This is a genomic window from Phytoactinopolyspora endophytica, from assembly GCF_004138495.1.
Taxonomy (GTDB): Bacteria; Actinomycetota; Actinomycetes; order Jiangellales; family Jiangellaceae; genus Phytoactinopolyspora; species Phytoactinopolyspora endophytica.
In genome coordinates this window covers 56,255-66,358 of sequence record NZ_ML142857.1, presented here as the reverse complement: position 1 = coordinate 66,358, position 10,104 = coordinate 56,255, and the positions used below count along the sequence as shown (strand labels likewise).

Below are 10,104 nucleotides of genomic sequence, written 5' to 3'. Positions count from 1 at the left end.
GCGGCGACATGACGAGCGAGCGGAGTGGCGGGCGTAGCGAGGAACGAGCGGAGTCTTCCGCGGAGGGAGCGAGGAGTGGAGCGCGACTAGCAGGTATGAGCAGTGCGCCGATCATGGCGGCCCGCCGGCGGCTGGGGACGACGGAGCTGGTGTACATCGCCCTGCTGGGCGTGGTGGTGGTCGGCGGGATCCTGGTGGCGCTTCAGGGCAGGAACCTGTTCAGCACCGCCAACACGGTCGACATGCTCGGCCGGTCCAGCCTGCTGGGAATGGTTGCCCTCGGGCAGACGCTGGTGATCCTCTGCCGCTCGCTCGACCTCTCCGTCGGCTACGTCGTCGCGCTGTCCACCTTGGTGGCGGCGACCACGATGGACGGCGATCCGGCACGGGTCCCGCTGGGTATCGCGGTGACGCTGCTCGTTGCGGGGGCTATCGGCCTCGCCAACGGACTGATCATCTCAGTGCTCAAGGTCAACCCGTTCATCACGACACTCGGGATGGGCCTGATCATCAAGGGATATCTCGACACGCAATTCAAGGGACCGGCCGGTGCGGTCCCGGAGGGGTTCAGGCAGTTCGGCTACAGCCGGATCGGTTTCGTACCACTGTCTGCCGCGGTGATGCTCGCGATGGCGGTGGCCGGGATCCTCTACCTGCGCAAGTCCCGGACCGGCTTCCACATGTACGCCGTCGGCGGCAGCGCGGACGTTGCCCGGATGTCGGGCATCCGCACGGGACGGGTCATGGTGACCGCCCACGTGATCTGCGCGATGACGGCCGGTGTCGCCGGTCTCCTGCTGGCGGCGCGCTTCGGCACGGGCAATGCCCTGGTCTACGACGACGGGTACGAGCTGGACTCGATCGCGGCCGTGGTGCTGGGCGGCACGTTCCTCATGGGCGGACGCGGAGGCGTCGCCGGAACCCTGGGCGGGGTGCTCATACTCGCGGAGCTGGACACGGTCTTCAACATCCTGGGGGTCGACGCGTTCTTCAAGGATGTGCTGCGCGGCGTGATCATCATCGCCGCCGTGGCCATCTACGCCCGCCGCCGGCTGGACGTCCGCGCCAGCCGGCGGCGGTTCGACGGCGACGGTGGCGCGGGCGGTGGATCGCCTCCGGATCCGCCGCCCAACCGTGACGGTCCGGTCTCGACGGAGCAGGGGGGTGCGCGATGACATTGACGAAACCCGGTCAGGCTGCCGGTGCGAGCGTCCGGACGAGGCTCGCGGACGTCGCGGGCCGGCTGTTCGGAGGTGGCAGCCCCACCGTGTTCGCGCTGCTGGTCGTGGTCTTCGTGGTCATCTTCGTGATGAACCCGAGCTTCGCGGAGCCGCCGTCGATGATGGCGTTCCTGAAGAAGGCCGCACCGCTGGTGATCTTGGCTGTGGGGCAATACTTCGTGATCGTCTGCGGGGAGCTGGACTTGTCCGTCGGCTCGCTGGTCGGCGCGCAGGTCGTCATCGCCGCCGCGCTGATCGACGGCGAGGAGAGCCGGACCGTGCCCGTCCTGTTCGTCATGCTCGCGTTCGGCATCCTCGTCGGCCTGGTCAACGGGTTGATCACGACGCTGCTGAAGGTGCATTCGCTGATCACCACGCTCGGCATGATGCTGGTGCTCTACGGCGCGATCAGGCTGTGGACCGGCGGCGCTCCTACGGGTGCTCTCTCGGAGGCGTTCCGTCAGCCGGGCCGCGGTGGCATCGACATGCCGGTGGTACGGCAGCTGCCGTGGTCGCTGGTGATCCTCTTCGCCGTCGTCGTCGCGGCCGTCGTGCTGATGCGCGGCTCGTACGGGCGGACGCTGATCGCCACCGGAGACAACGAGAAGACGGCCATGTTCTCCGGGGCCCGGGTCTGGCAGGTCCGGACGTCGGCCTTCGTGCTGTCCAGCGTGATGGCCTCGCTGGCCGGCGTGCTCATCGGTGGTTTCGCCGGGGTGACGGCACAGGTCGGGCAGGGACTCGAGTTCACCGCGATCACGGCGGTCGTCCTCGGCGGCGTCGTCCTGGGCGGCGGTCGTGGGACCGTCGTCGCCGCGATGGCCGGCGCGCTGACCATCGAGGCGCTGTTCACCCTGTTCAACCAGATGGCGCTGCCGTCGACGATCCGGCCGGCGGTGCAGGGCGTGATCATCATCGCCGCGGTGGCGTACGCGGCCCGGGAACGCGCACGTCCCGGTCCACACACCCAGACCCCACCCGCTCCACCCGAACAGAATCCGGACCGCGATCCAGCGGTCACCTAGGGAGGAAGACATGCGAAAGACCCGCGTTCTACTCGCCGCCGCCGCCACCGCGGCCCTGACCCTTGCCGCATGTACCACTGACGAGCCGACGGAGACCGCTCCGGAGGACGACGCACCGGCCGAGGAGGGCCAAGAAGAGGAACCGGAGGACTCGGACGACGGCGACGACCCGGCGGACGACGGCGAGTCCGCTGACGAGGGCGACGGTGAGTGGTTCGTCCGTGCGGACTACGAGCGACAGCTCGAACAGCGTGATATCGAGCCGGAAGGGCCGGCCGACCAGCCCTGGTTGCAGGCGATAGACCCGGAGTGGGTCGACACCGCCGAGCACGCTCAGGACGAGAACCGCACGCTGTGTTTCTCCAACGCGTCGGTCAGCAACCCCTGGCGCGTGACCGGCTGGATCACCATGCAGCAGCAGGTCGACGTGTACACCGACAGCGGCGAGATCGACGACTTCCGGGTCTCCGACGCCGCCGACGACGACAACCAGCAGATATCGGACATACAGGCGTTCATCGACTCCGGTGACTGCGGTGCCCTCATCGTCTCGCCGTCCACCACAGCGACGCTGACCCCGGCCGTCGAGGCGGCGTGCGACAGCGGGATCCCGGTCATCGTCTTCGACCGCGGCGTGAATACCGACTGCATGGTGACGTTCATCCACCCGATCGGCGGCTACGCCTACGGCGCGGACGGAGCGGAGTTCCTGGCGGAGAACCTGGAACCGGGCTCGTCCGTGCTGGCGCTGCGCATCCTGCCCGGCGTCGACGTGCTGGAACACCGCTGGGCCGCCGCGCAGCAGATCTTCGCCGACAGCGACCTGGAGATCCTCGGCAACGAGTTCACCGATGGAGACGGCGCGCAGATCAAGGACATCGTCACCCAGTACCTGCAGCGCGGCGACGTCGACGGCATCTGGATGGACGCCGGTGACGGCGCCGTCGCGGCCGTCGAGGCGTTCGAAGACACCGGGAACGACTACCCGGTCATGATGGGCGAGGACGAGCTGAGCTTCATGCGCAAGTGGGAGGAGACCGGCATGACCGCGATCGCGCCGGTGTACTCCAACTTCCAGTGGCGCACGCCGATCGAGGCGGCGGTGAATATCTGGAACGGCGAAGAAGTGCCGGCCGAATGGGTGCTGCCGCAGGAGCCGATCACCGATGCCGACCGGGGAGACTTCCTCGAGCGCAACGACGAGATGCCGAGCCTGCACTACGCCAAGTTCGGCGGCGAGGACCTGCCCGGCTATCCGGAGGCGTGGCAGGACCGATGACCAGCAGGACGTTAGGGGTCAACACGTGGGTGTGGACCTCACCCCTGACCGACCAGCGACTCGCTGAGCTGGCGCCGCGGATCGCCGGGTGGGGCTTCGACGTGATCGAACTGCCGGTGGAGAACCCGGGCGACTGGGATCCCGGCCGTGCGGCCAAGCTGCTCGACTCCCTGGGCCTGGCCGCCACCGTCACGCTGGTGATGGGGCCGGGTCGCGAACTGGTGGCGACCGACCGGGGAACGGTCGCCACCACTCGTGACTACCTGCGCCGGGTGGTCGATGCCGCGGCGGCGGTCTCCTCGCCGGTTATCGCAGGCCCGGCGTACGCGTCGGTGGGGCGCACCTGGCGGATGTCCGAGGCGGAGCGGCGGGGCTGCTACGAGCAACTCCGCGACAGCCTCGGGCCGGTCGTCGAGCACGCGATGGCCGCGGGGGTGACCGTGGGCGTGGAGCCACTCAACCGGTACGAGACGAGCGTGCTCAACACCGTCGATCAGGTGATCGAAGCGCTGGACGGCCTCCCGACGGCCGGCTGTGGCCTGGCCCTGGACGTTTACCACATGAACATCGAGGAACAGGACATCCCCGCGGCCATCAGACGCGCCGCGGGCCGGATCGCGCACGTGCAGGTCTGCGCGAACGACCGCGGAGCCCCGGGCGCCGACCACCTCGACTGGCCGGGCATCGTCGCCGCGCTGGACGTGGCGGCGTACCGGGGCCCGTTGGTCATCGAGTCGTTCACCGCGGAGAACGCGACGATCGCGACGGCCGCCTCGATCTGGCGGCCGCTGGCACGGAGCCAGGACGCGATCGCCGTCGACGGGCTCTCCTTCCTCACCGACCTCCTGAAGGGAGGGATGCCGTAGCCGCCGACGACGTCTTACCACGTCGACCGCCGGCGCCGGCACGCCGAGGGTCTTCGAGAACCGTTGAATTCCTTCGATGCGTTCCCTGGAGGAACCCTGATGAACGTGGCCTTACCCGCGCGGTGGATCCGGCTTCTGGCCGTGGCCCTCGCCGCAGCGTTAGCGCTCTCATTTCTCTACGTCACGCCGTCGCAGGCTCACGAGGGTGAGCACGGCGACGCGCATGTCCTGATCTTCACCGAAACCGATGCCGGCCCATGGCACGACGACGCCATCGAATACGGCGTGCCTGTCCTGCAAGACGCCTTCGCCGACGCCGGCATCACGTCGGAGGCGACCAACGACTCGAGCATCTTCACCGACGAGGACCTGGCGCACTTCGACGCGCTCGTGGTGTTCCAGGCCAACGGTGACCCGTGGACCGCGGAGGAGAAGGCGGCCATGGAGCGGTACCAGCAGGACGGCGGCGGGATCGTCGCGATCCACAACGCCACCGACATGCGGGGCGGCTACCAGTGGTGGGACGACCTGATCGGCGCCCTGATGCCTGGGCACGCCGACAACTCGCCGCCGCTCGGTCTGGAGGCGACCATCCAGGTCGAGGACGACACGCATCCGGCCACGGCCCACCTCGAGGACTTCGAGTGGGTACGGCAGGACGAGTGGTACAACTACTCGGTCAACGTCCGCGGCGATGCCCACGTGCTGCTCACGATGGACGAGAGCACGTACAACCCGGGCGGCAACGCCATGGGGTACGACCACCCGATCTCGTGGTGCAAGCCGTACGACGGCGGCCGCGCGTTCGTCACGGGCCTCGGCCACTACCCCGAGCATTACGACGAGCCCGACCTGATCCAGCACATCGTCGGCGGCGTGCAGTGGGCGGCCGGCGTCGCCGAGGGTGACTGCGGCGGCACGAAGTGGGACCAGTTCGAGCGGGTCGCGCTGGACCAGAACACCAGCGCGCCGTTCGGGCTTGATGTTGCCCCCGACGGCCGGGTGTTCTTCACCGAGCTGGTCCGTGGCCAGATCCGGGTCTTCCACCCGGAGACCGAGACGACGTCGACGGCGATCACCATCCCGGTCTACGCCGGCGGTGAGGACGGCCTCCTGGGCATCGCCCTCGATCCGGACTTCGAGGAGAACGGCCACCTGTTCCTGTACCACTCGCCGGCAAGCTCCGACGACACCGACCCGGAGAACTTCTTCAACCGGCTGTCCCGGTTCACCGTCGGCGAGAACTCCCAGATCGATCCGGCCTCCGAGGTCGTGATGCTCGAGGTGCCGGCGCGTCGTCAGCCGGACGAGCCGGGACACACCGGTGGTGGGCTGGAGTTCGGCCCGGACGGCAACCTGTTCCTGTCGGTGGGCGACGACGTCAACCCGCACTCCGAGCCGTCCGGCGGCTACGCACCGCTCTCCGAGCGGGAAGGCACGTTCCACGATGCCCGGGCGACCTCCGCGAACACCAACGACCTGCGTGGCAAGCTGTTGCGCATCACACCCGAGCCGGACGGGACGTACAGCATCCCTGACGGCAACATGTTCGCTCCGGGCACGGAGAACACCCGCCCGGAGATCTACGCGATGGGCTTCCGCAATCCGTTCCGGTTCACCGTCGATCCGGAGACCGGCTGGGTCGGGCTCGCCGACTACGCCCCGGACAACAGCAGCGACAACGCGAACCGCGGCCCGGCCGGGATAGTGGAGTGGAACCTGCTCAAGGAGCCGGGCTTCTACGGCTGGCCGCTGTGCATCGGGCCGAACGAGCCGTACCGCGACGTCGACTACACCACCGAACCGGTCACGGTCGGCGACTACTTCGACTGCGACAACCCGGTCAACGACTCGACGCGCAACACCGGCCTGACCGAACTGCCGGCGGCGCAGGAGCCGGAGATGCACTACGGGTACCAGACGTCGTCCGTGCCGGAGGTCATCCCGGCGGGCGGCGGGCTGGCACCGATGGGCGGGCCGTTCTACGACTTCGACCCGGAGCTCGAGTCGGAGACGAAGTTCCCCGAGTACTACGACGGCAAGCCGTTCTTCTACGAGTGGTCGAAGAACGAGATGTACTCGCTGATCCTGGACGACGACGGCGGGCTGGGGAAGGCCAACCCGTTCCTGCCCGGGGAGAACTGGATGGCTCCGATCGACTCCACGTTCGGGCCGGACGGATCACTGTATGTCATGGACTGGGGCGGCGGCTTCGGACGGGACAACCCGGACTCGGGGCTGTACCGCGTCGACTATGTCTCCGGTTCGCGTTCGCCGACCGCGAGGGCGACGGCCACCCCGGACTCCGGCCACGCCCCGTTGACGGTCGAGTTCAGCGACGACGGCAGCAGCGACCCGGAGGATGGCGCGCTGACCTACGAGTGGGACTTCGACGGCGACGGCACGGCGGACGAGACCGGAGAGTCGGCCGCCTACACGTACACCGAGAACGGCGTGTACGACGCCCGGCTGACCGTCACCGATCCGGACGGCAAGACGGGCACGACGACGGTGCCGATCACGGTCGGCAACACCCGGCCGGAGGTGGATTTCGACCTGCCGCCGGACGGCGCGTTCTTCAACTTCGGCGACGAGGTCAGCTGGGATCTCAGCGTGCAGGACGCCGAGGATGAGGAGATCGACGACTCCGACGTCATCATTCAGCCGGCCCTCGGCCACGACGACCACCCGCATCCTGCCGATCCTCTGTCCGGGCGTACCGGCTCGGTGGAGACGGCGCTGGGCGGCGGTCACAGCGAGGACATGAACGTCTTCTACATCCTCACCGGTCGCTACACGGACGGCGGCGCGGGAGACATCCCGTCATTGAGCGGCGAGGACACGTCGTTGCTGTTTCCGAAGCTGCGGGAGGCGGAGTTCTTCTCCGACTCGCAGGATGTCACCGTGGCCGGGTCACGGGACATCGAAGGCCACGGCACGTCGATCGCCGGTCAGGACGGTGCCTGGGCTGCCTATGAGCCGGTCAACCTGCTCAACGTGGACGCCCTGATCCTGCGGGCCTCGGCGGCCACGGAGGGCACGATCGAGCTGCGCCGGGACGCACCGGACGGAGAGCTGCTCGGTACGGCCACCGTGCCGGCAACCACCGGCGGCCGGTACGTGGACGTGCCGGTCGAGGTGAGCGATCCGGGTGACACATTTACGTTGTACGCGGTGTTCCCGGACGCGGGTGAGCGGCGGCTGAACTTCATCGAGGCCGACGGCAAGGGCGTCTCGCCGACCACCAAGCCGAAGGTGTCGATCACGTCGCCGACGGCCGACGACGACCTCGAGCCGGGGGAGATCGAGATCACGGCCGAGGCCGGCGACGCGGAGAACACGATCACCGAGGTCGAGTTCTTCGTCGACGGTGAGTCCATCGGGGCCGACGACACGGCGCCGTACGCGGTGACCTGGGACGTGGCGGAGGAACAGCGCTACCAGCTGACCGCCGTCGCCACCAACGACCAGGGTGCCAGCACGACGTCGCGCATCGTCCAGGTGGAGGTCGGCGACCTGTTCGGCGACTGGCTGACGTACAGCAACGCCGACGGCACGTTCGACCGCCCGGACACCGACACCTGGGTGATCGACTCAGGCGGGGGCAACATGTGGCAGGGCACCGACGAGTACAGTGCCGCGTACCTGCCGGCCGCCGCTGCGGAACAGTGGACCGCGACGGTCAAGATCGAGAGCCAGACCAACTCGCACAACTCGGCCAAGGCGGGCCTGATCGTCCGTAACGATGTCACCCAGCCGGCGTCGTCACCGGGATACGCGGCGATGACACTGCGGGCCGGATCCGGATTCGAGTGGCTACGAGACACCGATGGCAACGGTCAGCTCGACGCCAGCGACGGCGCCAGCACGACCAGTTACCCGGCGTGGCTCCGGCTGGTGCGTGACGGAGAGGAGTACACCGCTTACTGGAGCAAGGACGACGAGAACTACACCGCCATGGGCGACTCCGTCACGCTTTCCGAAGCCGCGGCTGTGCAGGACATCGGCCTCGCGGTCACTGCGCACAGCACCACTGCGCGCAGTGAGGTGGAGTTCACCGACTTCACCCTGACCGACGAGGTGTGGGTGCCGGATGATGATCCGGACCCGGATCCCGGTCCGGAATGCCCGGACGATGACCCCGATGGCGGTGAGCGAGAGCCGAGCGACGAGTTCGACGGTGCCGCGCTGGATGGCTGCCGCTGGGACTCCGTCGTCCGGTACGACTCGTCGGCGGTGAGCGTCGCCGAGGGCGAGCTGCGGATCCAGACCCAGCCGGGTGACATCAATGGCACGGACAACGGCGATCCGAACAACTTCATCCTGCAGTCCGTGCCCGAGGATGAGGACTGGACCATCGAGACCCGGCTGACGCCGGAGATGCTGCACCAGTGGCAGCTGGCCGGCCTCATGGTGTACGGCGACGACGACAACTACGTGAAACTTGACGTCGTCGCCCAGAACCCGGCGGGCTCGGCCACGGAGCTCGGAGCCGAGCTGGTGTCCGAACGTGACGCCCAGTTCGGCAACGGCGGCAACCGGCAACTCGACGTGGCCGAGGCCACCGAGAGCGGCTGGTACTACCTGCGGCTGACCAAGTCCGGCGACACCTACGCCGGTGAGATCAGTGGTGACGGCGTGAACTGGGAGTCATTGGGCGACCCTGTCACCAACGACGCCGAGATGACCTCGTTCGGGTTGATGGCCATCGGGCCGGAGCAGGAGGAGACGGTGACCGTCGCCTTCGACTACTTCCGGCTCGCCGACGATGAGGAGGACACCACGCCGCCGGCGCTCGAGGCCGAGGTCGACCCGGCTGAGGCGGACGGCGACAACGGGTGGTACGTCACGCCGCCCACCGTCACCGTCACCGCGACCGACGACAGCGGCGGCGACGTCGCCATCGAGACCCGGACCGGCGACGGGGAGTGGGAAGCGTACGACGGGCCGGTGGAGGTCATTGACGACGGCGTGCACGAGCTCGAGTTCCGTGGGACGGACGACGCCGGCAATGTCTCCGACCCGGTAGCGGTCGACGTCTCGCTGGACGCCACCGCTCCCGAGGTGCAGGTGGAGGGCATCGACGACGGCGGCGCCTACGACTTCGGCACCGAGCTACAGCTCGAGGCCGTGGCGGAGGACGCCACCTCCGGGGTCGCGTCTCTCACCGTCGAGCTGGACGGCGAGGCGATCGACAACCCGGCGACGGTGACTCCGGCGGCCGGCGAGCACGAGCTCACCGTCCTGTCCGGCGACGAGGCCGGCAACGTCACCGAGGTGACGGTGTCGTTCGTCGTGGAGGCGACCTATGCCGGGGCTCAGCAGTTCCTCGACACCCTGCACGAGGAGGGCCTGCTTCAGCGTCCGGACTACAACCGGCTGCGCACCCAGCTCAAGATCGCCGAGCGCGCGGCAGGCCGGGACGACGCCTCGGGCGCGGAGGCCGCGCTTGATCGCTTCGTGTCGTTCGCCGAGAACGTCGACGATCCGGAGGTCAGCGCGCAGCTGATCGCCCTCGCCGAGGCGTTGCGGCAGCTGCTGTGACCTTAGAGACCGCCTCTTAGGTCGCCGGGCAGCGCTGAACCGCTGACCCGGCCGAGGAGACGAACGAGAGGAGACAGATGCGTACCCGGAACGCCCAGAACTCGAAGCCCTCGCGCGGCGGTTCTGGGCGTCCGGGTGCGCGCCCACAGCGGGGGCCGGTGCCGGACGGC

The 10,104-nt window shown here is 68.5% G+C and carries 5 protein-coding genes; all 5 read left to right on the top strand.

From position 1 onward, the window contains the following. Window positions 1-95 precede the first annotated feature (95 nt). The 5 genes from ELR45_RS18130 (at window position 96) to ELR45_RS18110 (ending at window position 9,934) form a co-directional block, all read left to right on the top strand. Entirely contained in the window at window positions 96-1,175 is a 1,080-nt protein-coding gene (locus tag ELR45_RS18130) for an ABC transporter permease (protein WP_129667649.1), read from the top strand. Beyond that, window positions 1,172-2,245, top strand: a complete 1,074-nt coding sequence (locus ELR45_RS18125; RefSeq protein WP_129667648.1) for an ABC transporter permease — start codon at window positions 1,172-1,174, stop codon at window positions 2,243-2,245. The genes ELR45_RS18130 and ELR45_RS18125 overlap by 4 nt, the downstream gene beginning before the upstream one ends. A 10-nt stretch (window positions 2,246-2,255) precedes the next feature. Continuing rightward, entirely contained in the window at window positions 2,256-3,524 is a 1,269-nt protein-coding gene (locus ELR45_RS18120) for a substrate-binding domain-containing protein (protein ID WP_129667647.1), read from the top strand. Beyond that, entirely contained in the window at window positions 3,521-4,390 is an 870-nt protein-coding gene (locus ELR45_RS18115) for a sugar phosphate isomerase/epimerase family protein (RefSeq protein ID WP_129667646.1), read from the top strand. The genes ELR45_RS18120 and ELR45_RS18115 overlap by 4 nt, the downstream gene beginning before the upstream one ends. Window positions 4,391-4,489: 99 nt before the next feature. After that, window positions 4,490-9,934 (top strand): ThuA domain-containing protein, encoded by a 5,445-nt coding sequence (locus ELR45_RS18110; protein ID WP_129667645.1) that lies wholly within the window; start codon window positions 4,490-4,492, stop codon window positions 9,932-9,934. Window positions 9,935-10,104: the final 170 nt, after the last annotated feature.

What these genes read in the sequence shown, in the direction of transcription:
- ELR45_RS18125 (WP_129667648.1), top strand. Translation starts at nt 1,172, where the DNA reads ATGACATTGACGAAACCCGGTCAGGCTGCCGGTGCGAGCGTCCGGACG.
- ELR45_RS18115 (WP_129667646.1), top strand. Translation starts at nt 3,521, where the DNA reads ATGACCAGCAGGACGTTAGGGGTCAACACGTGGGTGTGGACCTCACCC.
- ELR45_RS18110 (WP_129667645.1), top strand. Translation starts at nt 4,490, where the DNA reads ATGAACGTGGCCTTACCCGCGCGGTGGATCCGGCTTCTGGCCGTGGCC.
- ELR45_RS18130 (WP_129667649.1), top strand. Translation starts at nt 96, where the DNA reads ATGAGCAGTGCGCCGATCATGGCGGCCCGCCGGCGGCTGGGGACGACG.
- ELR45_RS18120 (WP_129667647.1), top strand. Translation starts at nt 2,256, where the DNA reads ATGCGAAAGACCCGCGTTCTACTCGCCGCCGCCGCCACCGCGGCCCTG.